Raw genomic sequence first — 24,497 nt, forward strand, 5'->3', positions numbered from 1 at the left:
TTTGAAATGGCTAACAGCATCGCTGGCAAGCCAGCTCCCACAGGGTTAACCGCAAAGGTTTAGAAGTCTTTGCACAACCTGAGCGCGTCATAGATCGCCGCATGCACGTTGCGCTGGGCCACGCAGTCGCCGATGCGGAACAGCAAGTAGCCGTCCCCCGCTTCGCTCAGGCATGGCTGCGGTTTGATCGCAAACAGCGCCTCGACATCAATCTGACCCTTGTTGCGCGAATCCGGCTTAAGCCCGTAATACAGCTCTTCATCCGGACGCACGCCGTTTTCAATCACCACTTGGTCCACTACCCGCTCTTCCTTGGTGCCGGTGTACTCGTTCTCCAGCACCGCAATCAGCTTGTCACCCTCGCGGTAGACCTTCTCCAGCATCATGTCGCCGGTCATGATCACTTCCTTGGGATACAGGCTGCGGTAGTAGGTGGGGAAAGAGGTCCCGCCAATCGCCACGCCGGGCTTGGTGTCGTCAGTGACAATCTCGACCTGCGCGCCCTTGTCCGCCATAAAGTCGGCCACCGACATGCCGGTGAATTCGCAAATGGTGTCGTACACCAATACGTTCTTGCCCGGCGCGACCTTGCCGTCGAGCACGTCCCAGCTGCTGACCACCAACCCTTCGGCGGCGCCCCAGTGTTCGTTCTGTTCCACAAAAGGGTGCCCGCCCACAGCCAGCACTACAATGTCAGGGCGCAGGTCGAGAATGGTCGCCGCATCCGCCGCCGTGCCCAGGCGCAGATCGACCTTCAGGCGTGCCAGTTCCAGCTGGAACCAGCGCGTAATCCCGGCCATCTGGTCACGCTGTGGGGCTTTGGAGGCAGTGGTGATTTGCCCGCCAATCGAGTCTTTTTTCTCGAACAGGGTCACGTCATGTCCGCGCTCGGCGGCCACCCGCGCCGCCTCCATCCCCGCAGGGCCGGCCCCCACGATCACCACCTTGCGTTTGACCCCGGTGGATTTTTCGATGATATGCGGCACGCCCATATATTCGCGGGAAGTGGCGGCGTTTTGAATACACAGCACGTCCAGCCCCTGGTACTGACGGTCGATGCAGTAGTTGGCGCCCACGCATTGCTTGATCTGATCGACCTGGCCCATCTTGATCTTGGCAATCAGGTGCGGGTCGGCGATATGGGCACGGGTCATGCCCACCATATCCACGTATCCTCCCTCAAGAATGCGCGTGGCCTGATTCGGGTCCTTGATGTTCTGCGCGTGCAGCACTGGAGCCTTGACCACTTCCTTGATACCGGCGGCCAGATGCAAAAACGGCTCCGGCGGAAAACTCATGTTGGGGATAACGTTGGCCAGGGTGTTGTGGGTATCGCAGCCCGAGCCGACCACTCCGATAAAGTCGAGCATGCCGGTGTCGTCGTAGTACTTGGCGATCTGTTTCATGTCCTCGTGGCTCAGGCCATCGGGGTGAAACTCGTCGCCGCACAGGCGGATGCCAACGCAAAAATCCGGGCCGACTTCGGCACGCACGGCCTTGAGTACTTCGAGGCCAAAGCGCATGCGATTTTCGAAGCTGCCGCCCCATTCATCGGTGCGTTTGTTGACCCGCGGGCTCCAGAACTGGTCAATCATATGCTGATGCACTGCCGACAGTTCAACACCGTCCAGCCCGCCTTTTTTGGCGCGACCGGCAGCGCTGGCATAGTTACCGATCACCCGCCAGATTTCCTCGGGCTCGATAGTCTTGCAGGTGGCACGGTGTACCGGCTCACGCACGCCGGAGGGCGACATCAGGGTCGGCCAGTTGAAACCGTCCCAACGCGAGCGACGGCCCATATGGGTTATCTGGATCATGATCTTGGCGCCATGCTTGTGCATGGCATCGGCCAGGTTCTGGAAGTGCGGGATAATGCGATCGGTGCTCAGGTTGACCGAACTCCACCACTCCTGCGGGCTGTCGATGGCCACCACCGATGAGCCGCCGCAAATCGCCAGGCCGATACCGCCCTTGGCCTTTTCTTCGTAGTACTGCACATAACGCTCGGTGGTCATGCCGCCATCAGTGGCATACACCTCGGCGTGGGCGGTGCTGAGCACACGGTTGCGGATAGTCAGTTTGCCGATTTGAATCGGCTCAAACATTGCTTCGAACGCCATATCCCGATCCTCGACTTACAACGGCTTGACGATAAACAGGCCGTGGTCGTGGCCTTCTTCCGATCCGCTGTAGACCTGCTCGGCCACCGTGCGGATATCACTGCCGCGCGCTTGCAGAATCTGATCCATCGCGCCGGCAAACCAGCCGGTGAACATATAGTCGACCTTGCGCCCGACCTTGCCGTACACATAGACGAAGCAAGAGTGTTCGAGCTTGATGGTGGCGGTGCCTTTGTCGAGGTCGATGTCCTGGATCGTAAACAGGCCCCAACCACGCTGGGACAAGCGCTTCATATAGTGTTCGAACACAGCAACACCTTCGATGCCGTGGCATTCGGCTTCTTTTTCACACCAGTGCCAGGCGGACTTGTAGCCAGCCTTGTAGAGGATTTCGGCGTAGGCATCGGCGCCCAGGACTTCTTCGATGCCCATATGGTTGTTGACGAAAAAATGCCGCGGCACGTAGAGCATGGGCAGGGCGTCGGAGGTCCAGACGCCGGTTTCGCTGTCGACTTCGATAGGCAATTGCGGGGCGATTTTAGCCATGAGGTACAGCTCCAAAATTCGGTTTGTGACCCGATCTCTGTAGTCGCTGCCGAAGGCTGCGATCAGGTATGTGGGGTCTTTGGGGAAACGGGTTGCTGCGCAACTCTTCGCAACCTTCGGCAGCGACTACGGAACACCGTTCGTTGGCGGCTTATTCGCCCCAGACGTCCTTGAGCACGTTGACCCAGTTCTCGCCCATGATCTTGCGCACCACGCGCTCGCTGTGGCCGCGCTTGAGCAGGGTTTCGGTGAGGTTGGGGAACTCGCCCACGGTGCGGATGCCCAGCGGGTTGATGATCTTGCCGAAGCTGGTCAGACGGCGGGCGTAACCCTTGTCGTGGGTCAGCATTTCAAAGAAATCCTGGCCATGGCCCTGGGTGAAATCGGTGCCAATGCCTATCGAGTCTTCGCCGACGATATTCATCGTGTACTCGATCGCTTCGGCGTAGTCGTCGATGGTGGAGTCGATGCCCTTGGCCAGAAACGGCGCGAACATGGTCACGCCGACAAAGCCGCCGTGGTCGGCAATGAACTTGAGCTCGGCGTCGGATTTGTTGCGCGGGTGCTCTTTGAGCCCGGACGGCAGGCAGTGGGAGTAGCAGACCGGTTTTTTCGACTCCAGGATCACCTCTTCCGAGGTTTTCGAACCCACATGGGACAGGTCGCACATGATCCCGACGCGGTTCATTTCAGCCACCACTTCGCGGCCAAAGCCCGAGAGCCCGCCATCACGTTCGTAACAGCCGGTACCCACCAGGTTCTGGGTGTTGTAGCACATCTGTACCACGCCAACGCCGAGCTGCTTGAAGATCTCGATATAGCCCAGCTGGTCTTCAAATGCATGGGCATTCTGGAAGCCGAAGATGATCCCGGTTTTGCCCTGCTCTTTGGCCCGGCGGATATCGGCGGTGGTCTTGACCGGGATCACCAGGTCGCTGTTGTCGCGAATCAGGGTCTGGCTGGCGACGATGTTATTGATCGTGGCCTGGAAACCTTCCCAAACCGACACGGTGCAGTTGGCCGCAGTGAGGCCGCCTTTGCGCATGTCTTCAAACAGTTCGCGGTTCCATTTGGCAATGATCAGCCCGTCGATAACGATGCTGTCTGCGTGCAACTCGGCTGGGCTCATCAGGCGTCCCCTTATTGGCGTTTGCTGCGCCGAATCGTCTGCCGGCGCTTTGGGGCCAGCATAGGCCCGGGGTCAAAAGCAGCCGGGTGCAAAAGCGACAGCGCAATTGCCGAAAGCGTCAATGCGCGACAAAGCCGGTGACAGCAATGTCATGAGCTCTCTGTTCTTTGCCTCACGCTTAAGCCAGAATCGGCCCCAACTATGGATTAGGAAGCCGCAATGAAATCGATTCTCCTGGCCTTGGCGTTGGTCACCAGCGGCGCTCATGCAGCCGAAGTTGCCGACTACAACCCGTGCGACGCGGTAGAAAACGACCAACAAACCCTGGCGTGTTCGGTGTTCAGCAAAAATGCTGCCGAGCAGTTGCTGAGCGAAAACTATGAAGCCCTGCAGGAACGCATGACTTCGCTGTACGGCAGTAACGCGACCCAACTCAATAACATCCTCAGCAAAATCAAGACCGCTCAGGCGCTGTGGCTGCACCAGCGCGACGCCGACTGCGCGATTGCCGTGTTCCCCGCCACCGCCGGTACTGAAGCCTTCAACATCGCCCTGAACGACTGCATGGCGCGCATCAGCGACGACCGTTCGGAGTTTCTGGAGTCGATTGGGCAGGACTGATGTTCAAATTCAATAAACCAGGGTTTTTATGACTATTTGCGGTATCGAGATCAAAGGCAGCGAAGCCATTTTTGCAATGGCGACCCAAGGCGCCAATGGCCTTGAACATGTGGCCAGTGCCACCAAAAAAATCGCCCTGGACGACGACCAGGCCGCCAACGTCAAGGCCTTCGCCGTGCAGATTGCGGCGTTTGTGAAAGCCAACGCCATCACCCGGATTGCGATCAAAAAGCGCAGCAAAAAAGGTGAGTTTGCCGGTGGCCCGACCACCTTCAAGATTGAGGGCATCATCCAGTTGCTAGACGATTGCGAGGTGCAGCTGCTGTCCCCGCAAACCCTCAATGCGCAATTCAAGAAGCACGCCTTCGACCTGCCCGCCTCGCTCAACAAGTATCAGCATGAGGCGTTCAAGGCCGCGTGTGCGGCGTTGCTTAAGGGTTAAGCTGCCACTCCAGCGCTTGCAGCACCTCAGCACTGTCGCTGAGCAATAGATCAAATACTTCTGAGCAGCTCGTGAGGTCTTGACCGATAGGGCTGTCGATGCCCACACACGTCAGCAGGCGGGCTAAATCCTTGGTTGCATGAATTCGGCGGCTCACAAACGCGCACAATTGGGCTGGCGTGGCGAGCGGGTTGATCTGGAGGATGGGGGGTTCGGATTGCAGGGATATACAGTCAGTCATGTGTAATACCTTCATGAGTAACTGCCACCCCTCAGCCGCGATGCTGACGGGTGACAGCTGTGCAAGGGTTCGCGGACCGGACACATAACAAACCGGCACACCCGAAGGTGTCCCTCACACAGCTGCCATAACACGAATACAGAGCAGCAAAATGCCATCGTTGAAGATGGCACCTGTGAGGTTATATGTTTGGACCGCGACGTCCAATCATTGATTTTTCAATGAACGCGCAAACTATAAGTAACTTGAAGATCGCCGAGCAAGCGACACCACCTGGGAAAAAGCACACACATCGCGTCAGACATTGCCTAGAAACTCAATCTTCTAATGCCTACTTCTGCTCAAGCGCCTCAAGGCACTGTATTTTGCGGCACCCCGCCCTTGCATTACCCTCCCGTCACCCGGTCCTGCCTCGGCGCACAGGTAAACCGTGCCCGATAGCTTCGGGTGAAATACGACGGTGATTCAAAACCGCACGCAATGCTGATGTCCAGCACGCTCATGTCGGTCTGGCGCAGCAGTTGCCGGGCTTTTTCCAGGCGCAGGCCCAGGTAGAAGTTGCGCGGGGTGTCGTTCAGGTGCAAACGGAACAGGCGCTCCAGCTGACGCCGCGTAACGTTGATACCAAGCGCCAGTTGCGAGGTGCTCAGCGGCGGCTCGCTGTGTTGTTCCATCTCGCCAATCACGTGCACCAGTTTTTTGTTGTGGATGCCATAACGGCTGGCAACCTGCATGCGCTGGTGATCTTTGCGCTGACGGATACGGCCAAGCACAAACTGCTCGGAAACCTGGATCGCCAATTCCGGCCCATAGGCCTGGGCAATCAGGTCCAGCATCAGGTCGATGGAGGCCGTGCCGCCCGCACAGGTGATGCGCTGGCGGTCAATTTCAAACAGTTCCTGGGTCACCTGCAGCTTGGGGTATGACTCCTTGAACGCTTCCAGCGCCTCCCAGTGCAGGGTAAGGCGATAGCCGTCGAGCAGGCCCGCCTGTGCCAGTACCACGCTACCCGTGTCGATACCGCCCAAGGTGACGCCCTCGTGGTCCAGGCGTCGCAGCCACTGAATGAGTGCCGGGGTCACATGGGCCAGCGGATCAAAACCGGCCACCACCAATAGCGTCGCCCCGGCTTCAAGTGCCTCGAACCCGCCTTCGGCATTGACCGACATGCCGTTGCTCGCCAACACGGCGCCACCCCCGCAGCTGAGCACATGCCAGCGGTACAGCTCGCCGCGAAAACGGTTGGCCACCCGCAGCGGCTCGATGGCCGAAATAAAACCCATTGAGGAAAAGCCGGGGAGCAGAAGGAAGTAAAAATCCTGGGCCATAGGGGGAGCTCGCAAGTCGGTGCAACGGATTGAAACACAGTCAGGTCGCTGCAGTGCAAATCCACGTCGCCCCAGTGCGGTTGCACAGCCCGCAGCCTGCGTACCTTGGTATCACGGTGCGCAAAGACGCCGATCCCCCAATAACAACCTGCCGAGGCCCCTCCCCATGAAACGACTGATCAGCTGTTGCCTGTTGGTACTGAGCCCCTATGTACTGGCTGCCGAAGATGCATCGTGCAAGAACGTACGTATGGGCGTGGTCAATTGGACCGATGTAATCGCCACCAGCGCCATGGCGCAAACTCTGCTCGACGGTCTCGGCTATAAAACCAAACAAACCAGTGCCTCACAGCAAATCATCTTCGCCGGCATACGTGACAAGCGACTGGACATGTTTCTGGGTTACTGGAACCCGATCATGAACCAAAGCATCACCCCGTTTGTGGACGCCAAACAGGTCACGGTACTGGCCGAGCCGAGCCTTAAAGACGCCAAGGCCATGCTCGCCGTACCGACCTATCTGGCTGACCAGGGGCTCAAGAGTTTTGCTGACATTGCCAAATTCGAGAAAGAACTGGGCGGCAAGATTTACGGCATCGAACCGGGCTCCGGCGCCAATACCCAGATCAAGGCCATGATCGAGAAAAACCAGTTTGGCCTGGGCAAGTTCCAGCTAGTGGAGTCCAGTGAAGCCGGGATGCTCTCGGCGGTAACCCGTGCGGTTAATCGCAACGAGCCGATTGTGTTTTTTGGCTGGACACCGCACCCGATGAACATCAACCAAAAAATGACCTACCTGACCGGCAGCGAAGATGCACTGGGCCCAGATGAAGGCCTGGCCACGGTATGGACAGTCACCACCCCGGACTACGCCAGCCGCTGCCCCAACGTCAGCCGCTTACTCAGCAACCTGACCTTCAGCGCGCAAGACGAGAGCCGCATGATGCAACCGCTGCTGGACCACAAGGATGCTCAAGCCTCAGCCCGACAGTGGCTCAAGGAGCACCCTCAAGACCTGCAGCGCTGGCTTGAAGGTGTCACTACCGTGGATGGCAAACCCGCTGCCGAACACCTGAAACTCAGCGCCAAATAATTTAACACTGAGCCTGCCCGCACAGCCCGCAAAGGCTGCGTTGTGGCGCTCTACGCCTTAAGGAATGCCCCATGAACCACGACGTCATTATCACCTGCGCACTTACCGGTGCCGGCGACACCAGCGGCCGCAGCCCTTTAGTGCCGGTCACGCCCAAACAAATTGCCGACGCGGCTGTGGAAGCGGCGAAGGCCGGAGCCACTGTGGTTCATTGCCATGTGCGCGATCCAGAAACCGGGCAGTTCAGCCGCGATGTGGCGCTGTACCGCGAACTGATGGAGCGCATCCGCGAGGCGGATATCGACATCATCGTCAACCTCACCGCAGGGATGGGCGGTGACTTGCATATTGGCCCCGGCGAGAACCCGATGGAGTTTGGCCCCAATACCGATCTGGTCGGGCCGCTGACCCGCCTTGCTCACGTCGAGGAGCTGCTGCCGGAGATCTGCACTCTGGACTGCGGCACCCTGAACTTTGGTGACGGCGACACGATTTACGTCTCCACCCCGGCGCAACTGCGGGCGGGCGCCAAGCGTATCCAGGAACTGGGCGTTAAAGCCGAACTGGAGATTTTTGATACCGGCCATCTGTGGTTCGCCAAGCAGATGATCAAGGAAGGTTTGCTCGATGACCCGTTGTTTCAACTGTGCCTGGGCATCCCCTGGGGCGCGCCGGCGGACACCACCAGCATGAAAGCCATGGTCGACAACTTGCCCGCCAACGCAGTGTGGGCCGGGTTCGGCATTGGTCGCATGCAAATGCCGATGGCTGCGCAAGCGGTGCTGCTGGGCGGCAACGTGCGGGTCGGGCTCGAGGACAACTTGTGGCTGGATCGCGGGGTGCTGGCGACCAACGGCCAACTGGTCGAGCGTGCCACCGAGATCCTCAGCCGCCTTGGCGCCCGGGTACTGAGCCCGGCAGAAGGCCGGGTGAAGATGGGGCTTAAAGAACGCCACTGATATCCCTTGCCCTCACCCCAACCCTCTCCCTCCGGGAGAGGGCCAGGGTGAGGGGCTTTTGCTGTTTATCAATCAGGAACACACCATGACCTTTATCACCGAAATCAAAACCTTCGCCGCCCTGGGCAGCGGTGTCATTGGCAGCGGCTGGGTTGCCCGTGCCCTCGCCCACGGGCTGGACGTGGTGGCCTGGGACCCTGCCCCTGGCGCCGAAGCGGCCCTGCGCAAACGCATCGCCAAAGCCTGGCCAGCACTGGAAAAAAACGGCCTTGTGGAAGGCGCATCACAAGACCGGCTGCGGTTTGTCAGCACCATTGAAGAATGCGTGCGCGATGCCGATTTTATTCAGGAAAGCGCCCCCGAGCGACTCGACCTGAAGCTTGAACTGCACAGTAAAATCAGCGCCGCCGCCAAACCCGATGCATTGATCAGCTCCAGCACCTCGGGCCTGCTACCCAGCGAATTCTATGAAGCCTCCACGCACCCGGAGCGCTGCATCGTCGGGCATCCGTTCAACCCGGTTTATCTACTGCCATTGGTCGAAGTGGTCGGCGGGCAAAAAACCGCCCCCGAGGCCATTCAAGCAGCAATCACAGTCTACCGATCCCTGGGTATGCGCCCTCTGCATGTACGCAAGGAAGTACCTGGATTTATTGCCGACCGCCTGCTCGAAGCCTTGTGGCGCGAGGCCTTGCACCTGGTCAATGACGGGGTAGCCACTACGGGTGAAATTGACGACGCGATACGCTTTGGCGCAGGTTTGCGCTGGTCGTTCATGGGTACCTTCTTGACCTACACCCTGGCCGGCGGCGACGCCGGGATGCGTCACTTCATGAACCAGTTCGGCCCGGCCCTGCAACTGCCGTGGACCTACTTGCCTGCGCCCGAACTCAGCGAAAAACTGATCGACGATGTGGTTGAAGGCACCACTGAACAACTGGGTCAGCACAGCATTGCCGCACTGGAAAGTTACCGTGATGATTGCCTGCTGGCGGTGATGGAAGCGGTGAACGCAACCAAACTCAAACATGGCATCGCCATCAACGATTGACCGAGGTTTCGCATGCCCACCCTCACCACCTACACCACTTCCATTGTTGAAGAATGGGTCGACTACAACGGCCACTTGCGCGACGCTTTTTACCTGCTGATTTTCAGCTACGCCACCGATGCACTGATGGACCGCCTTGGGCTCGACAGCCAGAACCGCGAAGCCAGCGGTCATTCACTGTTCACCCTGGAGGTGCACCTCAACTACCTGCACGAGGTGAAGCTCGGCGCCCACGTTGAAGTGCGCACCCAACTCATCGGCCATGACAAAAAACGCCTGCATGTCTATCACAGCCTGCATCTGGTCGGTGATGAGCGAACTCTGGCAGGCAATGAGCAAATGCTGCTGCACGTTGACTTGGCAGGACCGCATTCCGCGCCGTTTGGCGAACACACGCTGGGCGTGTTGCAGACCCTCGAGCAACAGCAGCGTGATCTCCCGAGACCCGAGTATGTGAGTCGGGTGATTGCCTTGCCCTTGCCTTAAAACGACCTGTTCTTAGGCATATCAGACATATCGCCAAACCGCCCTTGCCCACTGACCAAAGCCCTACCAGAATCAGATTTCGATCGCGCCTCATACAAAGGACAAAAATCATGATGCACGCGGATTTGATTGATGAGCAGGATCTGGTTGGCCAACTGCGGTCGCTGGGCTTTGAAGTGTCAGGCACAGCGGAGCAGGCCTGCACAGCGGCAGTCTGTGGGCTGAACGAGACCAATGCCCGCGCACTCAAAGGGCTGGTCGAAAAACTCTATACCGGCAGCGCAACCATCTTGCCCGCGGTGCGCGAGGCCATTGACCGGCAGTTGCTGCCGGGGCTGGCGCAGTTCAAGCAGAGCAAGGCCGGGTAAGGCAAAAACCAAAGCAAAAGCCCCTCACCGCGCCTCTCCCGGAGGGAGAGGGAGCTCATCTGCGGCGGAACGCAAAGCTGCTTTTGCTTCTAGTCCCCTCTCCCTCCGGGAGAGGGCTAGGGTGAGGGCGCTTTTGATTGTTAAACCCTCACACTGGCAAACGTCGACTCATTACGCGCCTGATTCAAGGCCGACATCGGCCCTGCCAGCGGAGCCAGCAGCAATGACTGCGGGATCTGCACCAGCGTGGTCTGCTGCGCGGTATTGGAACCCACGCGCTCATCCCGTGGCGGAATGCCGAAGTATTCGCGGTAGCACTTGGAAAAATGCGGCGTCGATACAAAGCCGCACACCGCCGCCACTTCGATAATCGACATCGGCGTTTGCTTGAGCAACTGCCGTGCCCGCACCAGCCGCAGCTTGAGGTAGTAACGCGACGGCGAGCAGTGCAGATACTTCTGGAACAACCGCTCCAGCTGACGCCGCGACACGGTGACGTAAACCGCCAGCTCATCAAGGTCGATGGGCTCTTCGAGGTTGGCTTCCATCAGCGCAACGATTTCCTGCAACTTGGGCTGATTGGTGCCAAGCATATGCTTGAGCGGAACGCGCTGATGATCCTGTTCGTTGCGGATACGTTCATACACAAACATTTCCGAAATGGCCGCAGACAGTTCGCGGCCATGATCGCGGCTAATCAGGTGCAGCATCATGTCCAGCGGCGCAGTGCCGCCCGAGCTGGTAAAACGGCTGCGGTCGAGGGTAAACAGGCGTGTACTCATGGCCACCCGCGGAAAGGCTTCCTGCATCGAGGCCAGACATTCCCAGTGCACGCTGCAATCAAAACCGTCGAGCAAACCGGCATAGGCCAGGGCCCAACTGCCGGTACACACAGCGCCCAAACGGCGTGACTGGCGCGCCTGGCTTTGCAACCATGACACGTGCTCACGGGTAACCGTGCGCTGAATGCCGATACCGCCACAGACGATGACCATATCCAGCGCCGGGGCCTTGTGCATACTGGCATCAGGGGTTACTTGCAGACCGTCGCTGGCCCATACCTGGCTGCCATCAGCGCTGAGGGTGCTCCAGCGATACAACTCACGGCCCGACAACTGGTTGGCCATGCGCAAGGGTTCTATCGCGGAGGCCAGGGAAATGAGCGTGAAATTGTCCAGCAGCAGAAAGCCGATGGATTGAGGCGTACGGTTCTGGGGTTGGACCCCGGAGTTGAACGACGTCATCGCGGTATCTCCTCACACAAAGCGGGTGATGGCCCCAGGCGCAGGCTCTTGTTTTTACCCTCGTTTAACGGGGCTTTGTGATGACAACGCAAATGCCATGCCTAAACTTGAATGGCTATTCAACAAAGCCTGAAAACGACGTCGCAAAGTGTCTGGCAGGCTTATGGCAAAACCGCGATTAAACAGGGATACACAAGCGTCCCCCTGCGCCGTTGAGCACATTGGTATCACTTGTGGGAAGGAGGCAGGAAAGGTCCGTATTGGAATGTCACGAAAAGTACGAGTGCGCCAAAAGTGGTCAGCGTGCGCTTAAACAGCGCCTTGTATTTGGCTCAAGCCCGCTCCCACAATGTTCCCTGCCAAGTTTGAATTTTGTGGGTTGCCACAAAACCTGTGGGAGCAGGCTTGCCTGCGATGGCATCACTGCGGTGCTTCAGGCAAACCTCACTGCCTGCATCGCGAGCAAGCCCGCTCCCACAGGTTAGGTGTATAGGTGTTGATGTTTCAGCACTCCACCGCACTCACCGCCAGACCACCTCGCGAGGTTTCCTTGTATTTATCGTGCATATCGGCACCGGTATCGCGCATGGTGCGGATCACCCGATCCAGGGAAATAAAGTGCTGACCATCGCCCCGCAAGGCCATTTGTGCAGCGTTAATGGCTTTGACCGCAGCAATGGCATTGCGCTCGATGCACGGCACTTGTACCAGCCCGCCCACCGGATCGCAGGTCAGACCCAGGTTGTGCTCCAGCCCGATTTCGGCAGCGTTGCATAACTGCTCCGGGGTGGCCCCAAGGATCTGCGCCAGCCCCGCAGCTGCCATGGCACAGGCCGAGCCGACCTCCCCCTGGCAGCCCACCTCCGCGCCCGAAATCGACGCATTCTTCTTGCACAGGATGCCAATCGCCGCCGCGCTCAACAGATAGTCGACCACATGGGCTTCGCTTACTTCATCGCTGAATTTCATAAAGTAGTGCAGCACCGCCGGGATGATCCCCGCCGCACCATTGGTGGGCGCCGTGACCATGCGTCCGCCTGCGGCGTTTTCTTCGTTAACGGCCAGCGCAAACAGGTTGACCCACTCCATCGCACTGAGGGTTGAACCGATTACATTGGGTTTACCCAGCTCCTGCAAACTGCGGTGCAAGCGAGCTGCGCGACGCCGCACATTCAGGCCGCCAGGCAGGATGCCCTCGTGCTTCAAACCTTGCTCCACGCAGTCCTGCATGGCGCGCCAAAGCTTGATCAGGCCGCAGCGGATTTCATCTTCGCTGCGCCAGGTGCGCTCATTGGCCATCATCAGTGCCGCCACGCTCAAGTGGTGCTTGCCGCACAGGTCGAGCAACTCGACAGCACTATTGAAATCGTAGGGCAGCTCCGTGCGATCCAGGTCCAGCACGCCGCTAGCCGCTTGCGCCGCGTCCACCACAAAACCGCCACCCACCGAGTAGTAAGTGTCGCGGTGCAGCTCGTCGTTTTGGCCTTTAGCCACCAAGGTCATGGCGTTAGGATGAAAAGGCAGGTTTTCGTCAATCAGGCGCATGTCCTGCGACCACTCAAACGGAACCGGCAGATGGCCGTCGAGTAACAGGGTTCCAGTTTCGCGCAGTTGCGCAATATGCGAACCAATGCAGGATGGGTCAATAGCATCCGGCCATTCCCCCATCAGGCCCATGATCACCGCGTTGTCACTGCCATGACCAATGCCGGTGGCCGACAGCGAGCCATAGAGCTGCACTTCAATGCGGCGTACCTGTTGCAGCTGATCGCGTTCGCGCAAGCCCTGCACAAACAGCGCCGCCGCCCGCATCGGGCCCACGGTATGGGAGCTTGAAGGGCCGATACCGATCTTGAACAGGTCAAACACGCTGATAGCCATGAGCACGAACCTCGGGGGTGAATGCTTGCATCATGGGGTGTTTACGTTCGGCAAAAACGTCCAGCTACGACCCGCCTTTGCCTGCCAGCGCCCTAGGCGTTTTATAGGGTGCAGATGCATTAAAAAGGTAGTTTTCAGGCCTCATTCGTCTGGATACGACCTCGCAGGTATCAGATACGACCCCCCCTGTACTGGATGCGACGCCCCCTGTAGGCGTTTGATTTTCACTGTTACATGATCAGCCCTGACTCGATTGCAAGATGCGCTGGCAACACGCCCGCCGGGCATCGCCCAACCGCAACTGATACCTGCGGCTTTTCGATCGAAAACCGCAACCCGGACACACAGGAGTCGTTCCATGAAACATTCCTCATCGTTGTTGTTGGCTGCATTGCTGAGTCTGCCCGTCATCACCCAGGCAGCAGAACCGGAGCAATGCAGCACCGTCAATTTCTCGGATGTCGGCTGGACCGACATCACCGTCACCACGGCAGTCACCAGCGAGGTACTCAAGGGCCTCGGTTACAAAACCAAGACCACCATGATTTCCGTGCCGGTCACCTATAAGTCGCTGGCCGATGGCAAGAACATGGACGTGTTCCTGGGCAACTGGATGCCAACCATGGAAAACGACATCAAGGCCTACCGCGACGCAGGCACTGTCGAGACCGTACGCGCCAACCTGGAGAACGCCAAATACACCCTCGCCGTACCCGAAGCGCTCTATAACAAGGGCCTCAAGGACTTCTCCGACCTGCCCAAATTCAAAAAAGAACTGGACGGCAAGATCTACGGCATCGAGCCGGGCAATGACGGCAACCGCATGATCCAGACCATGATCGACAAGAACGCCTTCGGTTTGAAGGACGCGGGCTTCAAGGTGGTGGAGTCCAGCGAGGCGGGAATGTTGTCGCAAGTGGATCGCGCCCAGCGCCGTGGCACCGATGTGGTGTTCCTGGGCTGGGAGCCGCACCCGATGAACACCCGTTTCAAAATGAAATACCTCACCGGCGGCGATGATTTCTTCGGCCCCAACTACGGCCAGGCGACCATCTACACCAACACCCGCAAGGGCTACAGCGAGGAATGCAGCAACGTCGGCCAATTGCTGAAAAACCTGGTGTTCACCCTCGACATGGAAAGCACCCTGATGGGCAAGGTGCTGGACGACAAGATCAAACCCGACATGGCTGCAAAAGCCTGGCTTAAACAGAACCCGCAAGTGCTCGAAACCTGGCTCGCGGGCGTTACCACGATCGATGGCAAACCGGGCCTTGAGGCCGTTAAAGCCAGCCTCGCGAAGTAATCGCGGGCGCCAGACGGCATCCCCGTCTGGCTCCGTTTCAATTTCCCTGCATGCGGACGTTCACTACCATGCTGATTGATCAAAAAATACCTCTGGGCGAGTACATCGCCAGTTTCGTCGACTGGCTAACCAAACACGGCGCCAGCACCTTCGATGCCATCGCCAGCACGCTGGAAGCCATGATTCACGGCGTGACGTTTGCGCTGACCTGGTTCAACCCTTTTGTGTTTATCGGTCTGATTGCCCTGTTCGCCCACTTTATTCAACGCAAGTGGGGGCTGACCGTATTTGTGGCGCTGTCGTTTCTGCTGATTCTCAATCTGGGCTATTGGCAAGAAACGATGGAAACCCTGGCCCAGGTGCTGTTCGCCACCTTTGTGTGCGTGATCATCGGCGTGCCACTGGGGATTCTCGCGGCGCACAAACCGGTTTTTTACACATTTATGCGTCCGGTCCTCGACTTGATGCAGACCGTACCTACCTTTGTTTACCTGATCCCGACCCTGACCCTGTTTGGCCTGGGTGTGGTGCCGGGGCTGATCTCCACCGTGGTGTTTGCGATTGCCGCGCCGATCCGCCTGACCTACCTGGGCATTCGCGACGTACCCCATGAACTGCTCGATGCCGGCAAGGCCTTTGGCTGCTCACGGCGCCAACTGCTCACCCGTATCGAACTGCCCCACGCCATGCCGAGCATCGCAGCGGGGATTACCCAATGCATCATGCTGTCGCTGTCGATGGTGGTAATCGCCGCCCTGGTGGGTGCCGATGGCCTGGGCAAACCGGTGGTCAACGCACTCAATACCGCCGACATTGCCCTCGGCTTTGAAGCCGGGCTGGCGATTGTATTGCTGGCGATCATGCTCGACCGGATCTGCAAGCAGCCGGACGCCAAGACAGGAGCCGACGCATGAGTATTATTCGATTCGATAACGTTGACGTTATCTTCACCAAAGACCCGCGAGAGGCGCTCAGCCTATTGGATCAAGGCCTGTCGCGGGATCAGATCCTGAAAAAAACCGGCCAGATTGTAGGCGTCGAAAAAGCCAGCCTGGACATCGACAAAGGCGAAATCTGCGTGCTGATGGGCTTGTCCGGCTCGGGCAAGTCCAGCCTGCTGCGCTGCATCAACGGGCTCAACACGGTCAGCCGTGGCCAGTTGTATGTGGAACACGAAGGCCGGCAGATCGATATCGCTTCATGTACCCCCGCCGAACTGAAGATGATGCGCACCAAACGCATCGCCATGGTCTTTCAAAAGTTCGCCCTGATGCCCTGGCTGACGGTGCGCGAGAACATCAGCTTTGGCCTGGAAATGCAGGGCCGCCCCGAGAAGGAGCGGCGCAAGCTGGTGGATGAAAAACTCGAGTTGGTAGGCCTGACCCAATGGCGCAATAAAAAACCCGACGAGTTGAGCGGCGGCATGCAGCAGCGGGTGGGCCTGGCCCGTGCGCTGGCGATGGACGCCGACATTCTGCTGATGGACGAACCCTTCTCGGCCCTCGACCCGCTGATCCGCCAGGGTTTGCAGGACGAGCTGCTGGAGCTGCAACACAAACTGAACAAGACCATCGTATTTGTCAGCCATGACCTCGACGAAGCGCTCAAGCTGGGCAGCCGGATTGCGATCATGAAAGACGGCAAGATCGTCCAGTACAGCAAGCCGGAAGAAATCGTGCTCAACCCGGCCGACGACTATGTGCGCACCTTCGTCGCCCACACCAACCCGCTCAACGTCCTGTGCGGTCGCAGCCTGATGCGCACGCTGGACAAGTGCAAACGCATCAATGGCTCGGTGTGCATCGATCCGGGGGATGACTCGTGGATTGATCTGGCGGAGGGCAACACCATCAAGGGCGTGCGTAATGGCGCGGGCGTGGTTGATTTGCAGCAGTGGCAGCACGGGCAAGCGGTTGAAACCCTGGGCCGTAGGCCGACCTTGGTGGATTCGAATATCGGCATGCGTGACGCGCTGCAAATCCGCTACCAGACCGGCAACAAGCTGGTGCTGCACGACAATCAGAAAGTGGTGGGGATCTTGGGCGACACCGAGTTGTACCACGCACTATTGGGTAAGAATTTGGGCTAACCCCAAAACCTGTGGGAGCGGGCTTGCTCGCGATGCAGGCGACGCGGTGTATCAGAGACACCGCGCCGATGCTATCGCGAGCAAGCCCGCTCCCACATCAGACCCGTGTACTTAGCTATAGACCCTGCCAAGGAGCTGGCGATGGCTTTCAAACTGATCGAGCACATCACGGCTGATTTGCTCCTGGGTGAAGCCCATCAGGTCGTAATCCTGGTTACCGTTGTGCAAGTACACCTCGGCCCGGTAATAACGACTGCGCACTTCATCAGCGTTGCTGGCGTCCTGTTCCGACTCGCTCGGCGCGGCCAGGTAACCGTCCAGGCTGACTTCGTAGACAAACGGGTTGCCTTCTTCCATCTCCACTCGCAGGCCCATGCAACGCTTGGCGCTACCCAACAGGGTTTGCACGTCCAGGCCCTGGCTGCGCAGTTGCACTGCCGCGTCTTCCAGTGCCGGGGTCACGCGCTTGTCCATAAAGCGCTGCACCACCGCCTGGGTCGGTTGCAAATCCTGCGCAGTCAAACGCTCGCTGAAACCACGACGGCCACGGGCAGCCAGTTCTGCTTGCTCCTGTTCGACCAGAGTGTCCTGACGCATTGCCTTGTGCAGGCCGAACATAAACAGCACCAACACCACCGAGAACGGCAGACCGGCCAGCACCACCATGGTTTGCATGGCGGCAAAGTTACCGGCAAACAACAGGCCGATAGTCACCAGGGTGATCACCGCCGACCAGAAGATCCGCAGCCAGTGCGGCGCATCTTCGTCCACGTCACCGCCTTTGCACGACAGGTTGGCCATCATCACCGCGCCCGAGTCCGCCGGGGTCAGGAACAGCACAAAGCCAACAAAGATCGACACACCGATAACGATTTTCGATGCAGGGTAATGCTCAAGCAGTTGGTAAATCGCCATGGACGGCTGTTCAAGCGCCGTTTTCCCCAGCTCCACCGCACCGTGGTTAACCACCAGGTCCAATGCCGAGTTACCGAAGATCGACAACCACGCCAGGGTGAAGCCCAACGGAATCAGCAATACGCCCGCCACCAGCTCACGTACAGTACGACCGCGGGAAATACGCGCGATAAACATACCAACGAATGGCGCCCAGGAAATCCACCAGGCCCAGTAGAACAGGGTCCACAGGCCCAGCCAGCCTTCGGTTTTCTTGCTGTCGCCTTCGTACACGTACAGGTCGAAGGTTTTCATGACGATGCCGTTGAGGTAATCGCCGGTGTTTTGCACAAAGCCGTTAAGCAGGTGCAGGGTAGGACCAAACAACAGCACGAAAATCAGCAAGCCACTGAACAGCACGATGTTCAGGTTGGACAGGCGACGGATGCCGTTCTCAACGCCCGACACTGCGGCAATGGTGGCCACGGTGCTCATCACGATGATCACAATCAGCAAGTTGGTATTGCTGTGCTCCATGCCAAACAGATTCTCCAGCCCCGACGACACCTGCATCGAGCCAATGCCCAGGTTGGTAACCAGGCCGAGCAGGGTCACGAACATACCGAAACCGTCCACCGCATGGCCCGCAGCGCCTTTGACCCAGCGCTCGCCCATCAACGGGTACAGCGCCGAACGCAACGCCAGCGGCTGATTGTGACGATAGGCAAAGTAGGCCACGGCCAGACCGACCAGTGCGTAGATCGCCCAGCCGTGCAGGCCCCAGTGCAGGAAGGTCAGCTGCAACGCCTGACGCGCCGCTTCATGGCTGCCCGATACACCTTCCGGCGGATTGAAGTAGTGGTCCAGCGGCTCGGATGCGCCAAAGTACAACAGCGAAATACCGATACCGGACGAGAACAACATCCCGGCCCAGGCGCCATAGCTGAAGTCCGGGGTGTCTTGCTTGGTCCCCAGTTTCAATTTGCCGTAGGACGAAAACGCCAGGCCGACCACAAAGATCAGGTAAGCGGCGATTACCACCATGTAGTACCAGCCGAAGCTGCGCGACAGCCATTCCTGGGCAACACCGAGGATACGGCCCGCTTCTTCGGGGGCAATGATCAAAATGGCAGTCAACAACAGTATCAAGGCAGTGGAGGTGTAAAACACCCAACCGTTGACCGTCACCTTTTGCGGTGGGGTCTTTATAAGAGAGGCAGAACTCATTGCACGGGTGCTCCAGGGAGTGCGAGACAAGGACTTAAGGCAACGCACCACACGACCATTCGCTTAGATAGCGACCAACGGTCGAGTGATATAAAGACACCGCTAAAAAACCGGACCCGCCCAGACCAATGCTGTCTGTGGGAGCGGGCTTGCTCGCGAAGGCCTCAAGGGCACCGCATCTAATCCGTTAGTGTGCGTACGTTGAAGACCTTCGCGAGCAAGCCCGCTCCCACAGGGGTTCCAGTACTTTTACCCTGTCGATTTGCGCCATTCATGCGTAGGAAAACGACATAAATCGCGACGATTTGTCGCAGAGCTTATTCTTTGTTGATTGAACGTTCAATCAAAACAAAATAGACTGGCTGCCGTTCAGTGATGTTTTTGCACTGCTCGCCGGCCCAAGGAGATTTGCGAAATGCCCAAGGTCGGTATGCAACCCATACGCCGCCAGCAGTTGATCGAAGCCACGTTGACGGCTGTCGATCAGGTCGGGATGGCAGATGCCAGCATTGCGCTGATTGCCCGTCTGGCCGGTGTGTCGAATGGCATCATCAGTCACTACTTCAAAGACAAGAACGGTCTGATTGCCGCCACCATGCGGTACTTGATGAACGTCTTGATCGACAACGTCACCGAACGCCGCCAGGCGTTGGACGACGACAGCCCACGGGCACATTTGCAGGTCATCGTTGAGGGCAACTTCGACGCCAGCCAGGTCAATGGCCCGGCAATGAAAACCTGGCTGGCCTTTTGGGCCGCCAGCATGCACCAACCGTCGTTGCACAGATTGCAGCGCATCAACGACCACCGTTTGTACTCCAATCTGTGCTGCCAGTTTCGCCGAGTACTGCCGCAGGCTCAGGCCCGCAATGCAGCACGCGGCCTGGCAGCCCTGATCGATGGTCTATGGTTGCGGGGTGCCCTCTCCGGTGACGGCTTCGACACCGAGCAGGCAAAACGCATCTGCTACGAATATATGGATCTACAACTGGCGAAACAGGCGAGTTAGGCCTCAATCAATGCTTAACCCCTGAACTGTCGTGAGTTTGAGTTGCCCCAATCAGATGGCACCCGACTCACGATGACCGCCAACCACTTATGCACTTGCGAGGATTTTATGGCCCGTTTCGAACTGCAAAAACTCTACATCGACGGCGGCTACACCGACGCCGGTAGCGACGCTACTTTCGATGCCATCAACCCGGCTAACGGCGAAGTCCTCGCTCAAGTGCAACGCGCCACCAAAGAAGACGTCGAGCGCGCGGTTGTCAGCGCTGAAAAAGGCCAGAAAATCTGGGCTGCGATGACCTCGATGGAGCGCTCACGCATCCTGCGTCGCGCCGTGGAAATCCTGCGCGAACGCAACGATGAACTGGCCGCCCTGGAAACCCTGGACACCGGCAAGTCGTACTCCGAAACCCGTTATGTCGACATCGTTACCGGCGCCGACGTACTGGAATACTACGCAGGCCTGGCGCCCGCCATCGAAGGCGAGCAAATCCCGCTGCGCGACACATCATTCGTTTACACCCGTCGCGAGCCGCTGGGCGTTGTGGCCGGTATCGGCGCGTGGAACTACCCGATCCAGATCGCCCTGTGGAAATCTGCACCGGCCCTGGCTGCCGGTAACGCGATGATCTTCAAACCAAGCGAAGTCACCTCCCTGACTACCCTGAAGCTGGCCGAGGTCTTTACCGCCGCCGGCCTGCCGGACGGAGTGTTCAACGTACTGACCGGCAGCGGCCGTGAAGTCGGCACCTGGCTGACCGAGCACCCGCGCATCGCGAAAATCTCGTTCACCGGTGGCACCGACACCGGCAAGAAAGTAACCGCCAGCGCCACCCAATCGTCCCTCAAGGACGTGACCATGGAACTGGGCGGCAAGTCGCCACTGATCATTTTCGACGACGCCGACCTGGATCGCGCGGCTGATACCGCGATGATGGCCAACTTCTACAGCTCGGGCCAGGTGTGCACCAACGGCACCCGCGTATTTATCCCGACGGCAATGAAAGCCGCATTCGAAGCCAAGATCCTGGAGCGCGTTGCGCGCATCCGCATCGGCAACCCGGAAGACGAAAACACCAACTTCGGCCCGCTGGTCAGCTTTGCTCACATGGAAAGCGTGCTGGGCTACATTGCCAAGGGCAAAGAACAAGGCGCCCGCCTGCTGTGCGGCGGCGAACGTCTGACCGAAGGCGATCTGGCCAAGGGCGCATTCGTGGCCCCGACCGTGTTCACCGATTGCACCGACGACATGACCATCGTCAAAGAAGAAATCTTCGGCCCGGTGATGAGCATCCTCACCTACGACAGCGAAGAAGAAGTGATCCGCCGCGCCAACGACACTGAGTTCGGCCTGGCTGCGGGCGTCGTGACCAAGGATCTGAACCGCGCTCACCGCGTGATTCATCAACTGGAAGCGGGCATTTGCTGGATCAATGCCTGGGGCGAGTCCGACGCAAAAATGCCGGTGGGCGGTTACAAGCAGTCGGGTATCGGCCGTGAAAACGGCATCAGCTCGCTGGCCCAGTACACCCAGATCAAATCGGTACAGGTAGAACTGGGCGACTACGTTTCGGTGTTCTAAACCCGAAATACATCCCCCTGTGGGGGCGGGCTTGTGTGGGAGCGGGCTTGCCCGCGATGGTGTTCCTGACACACCGCGTCGCCTGCATCGCGGGCAAGCCCGCCTCCCACAGGGCCAGCTAGATCCGCCACAACTTCAAAGAGGGTGCATTTATGTCCCAAGAATTCGATTACATCATCATTGGTGCCGGCTCTGCCGGGAACACCCTGGCGACCCGTCTGACTGAAGACCAGGGCGTCACCGTGCTGCTGCTTGAAGCAGGCGGCCCGGATTACCGTTTCGACTTCCGCACGCAAATGCCTGCGGCACTGGCATTCCCGCTGCAAGGCCGTCGCTACAACTGGGCCTTCGAGACCGATCCAGAGCCACACATGGATAACCGTCGCATGGAATGTGGCCGCGGCAAGGGCCTGGGCGGCTCTTCCCTGATCAACGGCATGTGCTACATCCGCGGCAACGCGATGGACTACGACGGCTGGGCAAAATACCCGGGCCTCGAAGACTGGTCGTACCTGGACTGCCTGCCGTACTTCCGCAAAGCCGAAACCCGCGACATCGGCCCCAACGACTACCACGGTGGCGATGGCCCGGTCAGCGTGACCACGCCAAAAGCCGGCAACAACGTGCTGTTCCACGCCATGGTTGAAGCTGGCGTACAGGCCGGTTACCCGCGTACCGAAGACCTGAACGGCTACCAGCAGGAAGGTTTCGGCCCGATGGACCGTACCGTGACGCCTAACGGCCGTCGCGCCAGCACCGCCCGCGGCTACCTGGACACGGCCAAGCAGCGCTCGACCCTGACCATCGTGACCCACGCCCTGACCGACAAGATCGAGTTTGAAGGCAAACGTGCCGTTGGCGTGTCTTACATGGTTGGCGACAGCGACACCCGCATCCTCGCCAAAGCGCGTAAAGAAGTGCTGCTGTGCAGCGGCGCCATTGGTTCACCGACCGTACTGCAACGCTCCGGCGTCGGCCCGGCCGAACTGCTCAACAGCCTCGATATTCCAGTGGTTCACGACCTGCCAGGTGTTGGCCAGAACCTGCAGGATCACCTTGAGCTGTACCTGCAATACGCCTGCACCCAGCCGGTTTCGCTGTACCCGTCGCTGCTCTGGTACAACCAGCCGGCCATCGGTGCCGAGTGGCTGTTCCTGGGCAAAGGTATCGGCGCCAGCAACCAGTTCGAAGCCGGTGGTTTTATCCGCACCCGCGAAGAATTCGAATGGCCGAACATCCAGTACCACTTCCTGCCGGTCGCGATTAACTACAACGGCAGCAACGGGGTGAAAGAGCACGGTTTCCAGGCACACATGGGCTCCATGCGTTCGCCGAGCCGTGGCCGGATCAACGTGAAGTCCAAGGACCCGCGCGAGTATCCGAGCATCCTGTTCAACTACATGGCCAGCGAGCAGGACTGGCAGGAATTCCGTGACGGCATCCGCCTGACCCGTGAAATCATGCAACAGCCTGCCCTGGATGCGTTCCGTGGCCGAGAAATCAGCCCCGGCATCGACAAGCAGACCGACGAAGAGCTGGATACCTTTATCCGCGAACACGCCGAGACCGCGTTCCACCCGTCCTGCTCATGCAAAATGGGCACCGACGAGATGGCTGTAGTCGATGGCGAAGGCCGCGTACATGGCATGCAGGGTCTGCGTGTGGTGGATGCCTCGATCATGCCGCTGATCACCACCGGCAACCTGAACGCGCCAACGATCATGATCGCCGAGAAAATCGCCGACAAGATCCGTGGCCGCCAGCCATTGCCGCGCAGCACCGCCGACTACTACGTAGCAGGCGACGCCCCGGTACGTGGCAAGCCACTGCGTGAAGTACAGCACTAATCTGTAGTCGCTGCCGCAGGCTGCGATAAGGGCCGAAGGACCTTCGCTCTGTTTTTCAAAAGCAGGGTTACTTCGCAACCCATCGCAGCCTTCGGCAGCGACTACAGGCTTTGCATTGCCTTGTTTCATCTTGCCCCGCTTGCCCCGGCCTCAACGCAGGCCTACTCTAGTGCCTCGTTTCGCGCCTCACCCCCCCGCCCCACCCGACACGCCAGCCTTGCCTGGCCAAGAGGTTTTCTATGTTTGATGTTGTCTCTTCGAGCAAATGGCCGACCGGCTTTCTGATTAATCCAAACGCAGAACCTCTCGATCCAAAATGGCTCACCGAATTCAGCAAGATCCCCGCCGCCGCCGTCAGTGACTGTCTGGGCCGCAACGTTGGCGGTCTGGGCCTGAAGTCGTTCCACGGCAATCGCCCTATGCTGGGCAGCGCCCTGACCGTGCGTGTGCGCCCGGGCGACAACCTGATGATCCTTAAAGCCATGCAAATGGCCCGCCCTGGCGACGTACTGGTGATCGACGGCAGCGCCGACCTGACCCGCGCCGTGTTCGGCGGCATCATGCGTGCCATGGCCCTCAAGGCCGGCATCGTCGGTGTGGTGATCAACGGCGCCCTGCGCGACCTCGACGAATGGCAAACCGGTGAACTGCCGGCCTACGCCATCGGCGGCGTACACCGTGGCCCGAGCACTGACGGCGGCGGCGAAATCAACGTGCCGATCTCCTGTGCCGGCATGCTGGTAATGCCCGGCGACCTGATGATCGGTGACGGCGACGGTGTGGTTGCCGCTTCGCGCAGTGAGCTGCCGGAATTGCTGATCCGCTGCCACGACCTGCTGGCGCGTGAACAGGCAACGCTCAAGGCAATCGAAGAAGGCACCCTGGACCCGGATCGCTTTGACGCCATCCTGCGCGCCAAGGGTTGCCCGGTTTAACACGCTGCACTCCCTCTGTGGGAGCTGGCTTGCCAGCGATGCAGGCGCTGCTATCCGCAGGTGTTACCGCAGTGATGCTATCGCGAGCAAGCCCGCTCCC

At 59.0% G+C, this 24,497-nt stretch carries 22 protein-coding genes; 14 read left to right on the top strand and 8 right to left on the bottom strand.

Translation table 11 applies throughout. The features are described from left to right. Positions 1-59: 59 nt before the first annotated feature. From dgcA to ACZRMH_RS00555, 3 genes are all read right to left on the bottom strand, one after another. Entirely contained in the window at positions 60-2,120 is a 2,061-nt protein-coding gene (gene dgcA / locus ACZRMH_RS00545; RefSeq protein WP_464011680.1) for a dimethylglycine demethylation protein DgcA, read from the bottom strand. 15 nt (positions 2,121-2,135) lie between these two features. Next, complete coding sequence (locus ACZRMH_RS00550) at positions 2,136-2,666, bottom strand: 4-vinyl reductase (RefSeq protein WP_048352309.1); 531 nt, start codon at positions 2,664-2,666, stop codon at positions 2,136-2,138. A gap of 151 nt (positions 2,667-2,817) precedes the next feature. After that, positions 2,818-3,795 carry a dipeptidase gene (locus ACZRMH_RS00555; RefSeq protein WP_095036151.1) on the bottom strand — a complete coding sequence of 326 codons (978 nt, stop codon included), beginning with the start codon at positions 3,793-3,795 and terminating at the stop codon, positions 2,818-2,820. A gap of 219 nt (positions 3,796-4,014) precedes the next feature. Here ACZRMH_RS00555 and ACZRMH_RS00560 point away from each other — a divergent pair, with 219 nt between their 5' ends. Then, positions 4,015-4,416, top strand: coding sequence for a lysozyme inhibitor LprI family protein (locus ACZRMH_RS00560; protein ID WP_464011681.1), 402 nt, complete (start codon positions 4,015-4,017; stop codon positions 4,414-4,416). 28 nt (positions 4,417-4,444) lie between these two features. Beyond that, positions 4,445-4,858, top strand: coding sequence for a DUF3010 family protein (locus tag ACZRMH_RS00565; RefSeq protein ID WP_464011682.1), 414 nt, complete (start codon positions 4,445-4,447; stop codon positions 4,856-4,858). On the opposite strand, the gene ACZRMH_RS00570 is transcribed toward ACZRMH_RS00565, so the two are convergent. Further along, the gene (locus ACZRMH_RS00570; RefSeq protein WP_464011683.1) at positions 4,848-5,099 is read right to left on the bottom strand and encodes a hypothetical protein; all 252 of its coding nucleotides are present in this window, start codon (positions 5,097-5,099) and stop codon (positions 4,848-4,850) included. The two genes, ACZRMH_RS00565 and ACZRMH_RS00570, sit on opposite strands and share 11 nt — an antisense overlap. A gap of 386 nt (positions 5,100-5,485) precedes the next feature. Further along, entirely contained in the window at positions 5,486-6,427 is a 942-nt protein-coding gene (locus tag ACZRMH_RS00575) for a GlxA family transcriptional regulator (RefSeq protein ID WP_464011684.1), read from the bottom strand. Between the two features lie 166 nt (positions 6,428-6,593). On the opposite strand from ACZRMH_RS00575, the gene ACZRMH_RS00580 reads away from it, so the two are divergent. From ACZRMH_RS00580 to ACZRMH_RS00600, 5 genes are all read left to right on the top strand, one after another. After that, positions 6,594-7,520, top strand: a complete 927-nt coding sequence (locus ACZRMH_RS00580; RefSeq protein WP_464011685.1) for a choline ABC transporter substrate-binding protein — start codon at positions 6,594-6,596, stop codon at positions 7,518-7,520. Between the two features lie 71 nt (positions 7,521-7,591). After that, positions 7,592-8,479: a 3-dehydrocarnitine:acetyl-CoA trimethylamine transferase CdhC gene (gene cdhC, locus ACZRMH_RS00585; RefSeq protein WP_464011686.1), complete on the top strand. Its 888-nt coding sequence runs from the start codon at positions 7,592-7,594 to the stop codon at positions 8,477-8,479. Positions 8,480-8,564: 85 nt separating this feature from the next. Then, positions 8,565-9,530 carry an L-carnitine dehydrogenase gene (locus ACZRMH_RS00590; RefSeq protein WP_464011687.1) on the top strand — a complete coding sequence of 322 codons (966 nt, stop codon included), beginning with the start codon at positions 8,565-8,567 and terminating at the stop codon, positions 9,528-9,530. Between the two features lie 12 nt (positions 9,531-9,542). Next, a complete protein-coding gene (locus tag ACZRMH_RS00595; protein ID WP_464011688.1) occupies positions 9,543-10,016 on the top strand; it encodes a thioesterase family protein in 474 nt (157 codons plus the stop codon). Between the two features lie 110 nt (positions 10,017-10,126). Beyond that, positions 10,127-10,384: a hypothetical protein gene (locus ACZRMH_RS00600; protein ID WP_088378749.1), complete on the top strand. Its 258-nt coding sequence runs from the start codon at positions 10,127-10,129 to the stop codon at positions 10,382-10,384. 140 nt (positions 10,385-10,524) lie between these two features. On the opposite strand, the gene gbdR is transcribed toward ACZRMH_RS00600, so the two are convergent. Further along, positions 10,525-11,628, bottom strand: coding sequence for a choline metabolism transcriptional regulator GbdR (gene gbdR / locus ACZRMH_RS00605; protein WP_464011689.1), 1,104 nt, complete (start codon positions 11,626-11,628; stop codon positions 10,525-10,527). 504 nt (positions 11,629-12,132) lie between these two features. Continuing rightward, positions 12,133-13,509, bottom strand: coding sequence for an L-serine ammonia-lyase (locus tag ACZRMH_RS00610; RefSeq protein ID WP_464011690.1), 1,377 nt, complete (start codon positions 13,507-13,509; stop codon positions 12,133-12,135). A gap of 358 nt (positions 13,510-13,867) precedes the next feature. Between ACZRMH_RS00610 and ACZRMH_RS00615 the strand changes: the two genes are divergently transcribed. From ACZRMH_RS00615 to choV, 3 genes are all read left to right on the top strand, one after another. Next, complete coding sequence (locus ACZRMH_RS00615) at positions 13,868-14,815, top strand: choline ABC transporter substrate-binding protein (RefSeq protein ID WP_464011691.1); 948 nt, start codon at positions 13,868-13,870, stop codon at positions 14,813-14,815. 68 nt (positions 14,816-14,883) lie between these two features. Then, positions 14,884-15,729: a choline ABC transporter permease subunit gene (choW, locus tag ACZRMH_RS00620; protein WP_464011692.1), complete on the top strand. Its 846-nt coding sequence runs from the start codon at positions 14,884-14,886 to the stop codon at positions 15,727-15,729. Continuing rightward, the gene (choV, locus tag ACZRMH_RS00625) at positions 15,726-16,904 is read left to right on the top strand and encodes a choline ABC transporter ATP-binding protein (RefSeq protein WP_464011693.1); all 1,179 of its coding nucleotides are present in this window, start codon (positions 15,726-15,728) and stop codon (positions 16,902-16,904) included. The genes choW and choV overlap by 4 nt, the downstream gene beginning before the upstream one ends. Before the next feature lie 111 nt (positions 16,905-17,015). On the opposite strand, the gene ACZRMH_RS00630 is transcribed toward choV, so the two are convergent. Further along, positions 17,016-18,968, bottom strand: coding sequence for a BCCT family transporter (locus ACZRMH_RS00630; protein ID WP_464011951.1), 1,953 nt, complete (start codon positions 18,966-18,968; stop codon positions 17,016-17,018). Between the two features lie 472 nt (positions 18,969-19,440). On the opposite strand from ACZRMH_RS00630, the gene betI reads away from it, so the two are divergent. The 4 genes from betI (at position 19,441) to ACZRMH_RS00650 (ending at position 24,397) form a co-directional block, all read left to right on the top strand. Beyond that, on the top strand, positions 19,441-20,034 hold the full coding sequence (gene betI, locus ACZRMH_RS00635; RefSeq protein WP_464011694.1) for a transcriptional regulator BetI: 594 nt from the start codon (positions 19,441-19,443) through the stop codon (positions 20,032-20,034). Positions 20,035-20,142: 108 nt separating this feature from the next. Next, a complete protein-coding gene (gene betB / locus ACZRMH_RS00640; RefSeq protein ID WP_464011695.1) occupies positions 20,143-21,615 on the top strand; it encodes a betaine-aldehyde dehydrogenase in 1,473 nt (490 codons plus the stop codon). A gap of 152 nt (positions 21,616-21,767) precedes the next feature. Next, positions 21,768-23,462: a choline dehydrogenase gene (betA, locus tag ACZRMH_RS00645; RefSeq protein WP_464011696.1), complete on the top strand. Its 1,695-nt coding sequence runs from the start codon at positions 21,768-21,770 to the stop codon at positions 23,460-23,462. Positions 23,463-23,701: 239 nt separating this feature from the next. Beyond that, complete coding sequence (locus ACZRMH_RS00650) at positions 23,702-24,397, top strand: RraA family protein (protein ID WP_047278180.1); 696 nt, start codon at positions 23,702-23,704, stop codon at positions 24,395-24,397. The last annotated feature ends 100 nt before the right edge of the window (positions 24,398-24,497 follow it).

This window comes from Pseudomonas sp. B414 (genome assembly GCF_055408445.1).

What these genes read in the sequence shown, in the direction of transcription:
- dgcA (WP_464011680.1), bottom strand. Translation starts at nt 2,120, where the DNA reads ATGGCGTTCGAAGCAATGTTTGAGCCGATTCAAATCGGCAAACTGACT.
- ACZRMH_RS00550 (WP_048352309.1), bottom strand. Translation starts at nt 2,666, where the DNA reads ATGGCTAAAATCGCCCCGCAATTGCCTATCGAAGTCGACAGCGAAACC.
- ACZRMH_RS00555 (WP_095036151.1), bottom strand. Translation starts at nt 3,795, where the DNA reads ATGAGCCCAGCCGAGTTGCACGCAGACAGCATCGTTATCGACGGGCTG.
- ACZRMH_RS00560 (WP_464011681.1), top strand. Translation starts at nt 4,015, where the DNA reads ATGAAATCGATTCTCCTGGCCTTGGCGTTGGTCACCAGCGGCGCTCAT.
- ACZRMH_RS00565 (WP_464011682.1), top strand. Translation starts at nt 4,445, where the DNA reads ATGACTATTTGCGGTATCGAGATCAAAGGCAGCGAAGCCATTTTTGCA.
- ACZRMH_RS00570 (WP_464011683.1), bottom strand. Translation starts at nt 5,099, where the DNA reads ATGACTGACTGTATATCCCTGCAATCCGAACCCCCCATCCTCCAGATC.
- ACZRMH_RS00575 (WP_464011684.1), bottom strand. Translation starts at nt 6,427, where the DNA reads ATGGCCCAGGATTTTTACTTCCTTCTGCTCCCCGGCTTTTCCTCAATG.
- ACZRMH_RS00580 (WP_464011685.1), top strand. Translation starts at nt 6,594, where the DNA reads ATGAAACGACTGATCAGCTGTTGCCTGTTGGTACTGAGCCCCTATGTA.
- cdhC (WP_464011686.1), top strand. Translation starts at nt 7,592, where the DNA reads ATGAACCACGACGTCATTATCACCTGCGCACTTACCGGTGCCGGCGAC.
- ACZRMH_RS00590 (WP_464011687.1), top strand. Translation starts at nt 8,565, where the DNA reads ATGACCTTTATCACCGAAATCAAAACCTTCGCCGCCCTGGGCAGCGGT.
- ACZRMH_RS00595 (WP_464011688.1), top strand. Translation starts at nt 9,543, where the DNA reads ATGCCCACCCTCACCACCTACACCACTTCCATTGTTGAAGAATGGGTC.
- ACZRMH_RS00600 (WP_088378749.1), top strand. Translation starts at nt 10,127, where the DNA reads ATGATGCACGCGGATTTGATTGATGAGCAGGATCTGGTTGGCCAACTG.
- gbdR (WP_464011689.1), bottom strand. Translation starts at nt 11,628, where the DNA reads ATGACGTCGTTCAACTCCGGGGTCCAACCCCAGAACCGTACGCCTCAA.
- ACZRMH_RS00610 (WP_464011690.1), bottom strand. Translation starts at nt 13,509, where the DNA reads ATGGCTATCAGCGTGTTTGACCTGTTCAAGATCGGTATCGGCCCTTCA.
- ACZRMH_RS00615 (WP_464011691.1), top strand. Translation starts at nt 13,868, where the DNA reads ATGAAACATTCCTCATCGTTGTTGTTGGCTGCATTGCTGAGTCTGCCC.
- choW (WP_464011692.1), top strand. Translation starts at nt 14,884, where the DNA reads ATGCTGATTGATCAAAAAATACCTCTGGGCGAGTACATCGCCAGTTTC.
- choV (WP_464011693.1), top strand. Translation starts at nt 15,726, where the DNA reads ATGAGTATTATTCGATTCGATAACGTTGACGTTATCTTCACCAAAGAC.
- betI (WP_464011694.1), top strand. Translation starts at nt 19,441, where the DNA reads ATGCCCAAGGTCGGTATGCAACCCATACGCCGCCAGCAGTTGATCGAA.
- betB (WP_464011695.1), top strand. Translation starts at nt 20,143, where the DNA reads ATGGCCCGTTTCGAACTGCAAAAACTCTACATCGACGGCGGCTACACC.
- betA (WP_464011696.1), top strand. Translation starts at nt 21,768, where the DNA reads ATGTCCCAAGAATTCGATTACATCATCATTGGTGCCGGCTCTGCCGGG.
- ACZRMH_RS00650 (WP_047278180.1), top strand. Translation starts at nt 23,702, where the DNA reads ATGTTTGATGTTGTCTCTTCGAGCAAATGGCCGACCGGCTTTCTGATT.